1 protein-coding gene is annotated in these 1,433 nt (G+C 47.5%); it reads left to right on the top strand.

Features of this window, described 5'->3' with window-relative positions; translation table 11 throughout:
* Positions 1-91 precede the first annotated feature (91 nt).
* Positions 92-1,423 carry an IS4 family transposase gene (locus tag IEW93_RS21730; protein ID WP_043015601.1) on the top strand — a complete coding sequence of 444 codons (1,332 nt, stop codon included), beginning with the start codon at positions 92-94 and terminating at the stop codon, positions 1,421-1,423.
* Positions 1,424-1,433 lie beyond the last annotated feature (10 nt).

Consider the following 1,433-nt stretch of genomic DNA (forward strand, 5'->3'; position numbering starts at 1 on the left):
TAACACCGATCAGTTAAGGCATTGATCAGTTGAACGATCCTACGGATGGTTAACAATACCCTCAGTACACTAATTGCTGAGGGTATTTTTTATGTTGGCTCACTGGCTGATTGATGTCGATACGTTTGCTGCACCAGAATCACTGGCTCTCTTCCAAAAAGAACTCCCGCTCGAATGGATAGAGCAAGCCCTTGATTCTACCAATAAAGCCAGCATGAGACGGCGTAAGTTACCCGCCGAACTTGTCGTTTGGCTAATTGTCGGTATTGGCTTGTATCGGGATAAACCCATCACGGAAGTTTTAGATAAACTAGACCTCAAGCTTTCCAACCACTTAGGGGATTCTGTTGCACCAAGTGCTATTCCTCAAGCGAGAAAGCGCCTCACCGCCCAACCTTTGGAAGCGCTTTTTAAACTGACAGCAGCCCATTGGACCCAGCAGGAAGATAGCGATGACAAATGGTTTGGACTGAGTTTACTTTCTGTCGACGGCACTCAGTTCCGCACCCATGATACCGCCTGTCTTGCAGAGCACTTCCAATACATCAAGTACAATGAAAACCACCATACTGAATACCCGATTGTTCGATTATGTGCCCTCACATCGCTGCGAAGTCGTTTATTACATGATGTTGTCTTTGGGCCCAGCTCGACAGGAGAGGTCTCTTATGCCAAACAGCTGGCCGCTTCAGCCCCCGCTCACTCCCTGACGATTTTTGACCGCTGTTACCTCAGTGCCGAGTTGATGATTAATTGGCAACGGCAACATACGACGAGTCACTGGATGACGCCGATAAAATCCAACACGCAATATGAAGTGGTTGAGCAACTGGATAAGGAAGGGCGAGACCTTTTAGTGGAAATGAAAGTGTCAGCCCATGCTCGGAAACAAGACCCAAGCTTGCCGGAGAAATGGCAAGCCCGCCTTGTCCTGTACCCTAAGCCAGAACAACCTAATCACGTCATAGGTGTTCTCACCTCCTTAACGAGTCTGGAATATGGTACGCAGTCATTACTGGATGTGTATTTTGAACGATGGGAAATAGAGAACAGCTACGGAGAGATAAAGCACAATATGCTCGAAGATGAAGTGCTGCTACGAAGTCAGTCTGTGGAGGGGGTAATACAAGAAATCTGGGGAATATTGATAGCTTACAATTTGGTTCGCCTGGAAATCAGTCGTATTGCGAGAGAGGCGCAGGTATCGCCATTGCGTATAAGTTTTATGATGGCATTGAGAGATATTCAGGATGAGCTGATGTGGTGTGCGATAGCCTCCCCCGGCTCCATCCCGAGAAAGCTAAGGGCCATGCGGGAGAGAGTTAAACGCTACATACTGCCCCAAAAAAGAAAACGGCCCAAAGCAAGGACCGTTCGTATCAATAAAACTCGCTACCCTGTTCGCTCTAAACACCTTAAGTGATAGGTGTTAC

This window comes from Shewanella inventionis (genome assembly GCF_014641855.1).
GTDB lineage: Bacteria > Pseudomonadota > Gammaproteobacteria > Enterobacterales > Shewanellaceae > Shewanella > Shewanella inventionis.

Excerpts from the sequence above, each read along its gene's own strand:
- IEW93_RS21730 (WP_043015601.1), top strand. The coding sequence starts at position 92 with ATGTTGGCTCACTGGCTGATTGATGTCGATACGTTTGCTGCACCAGAA.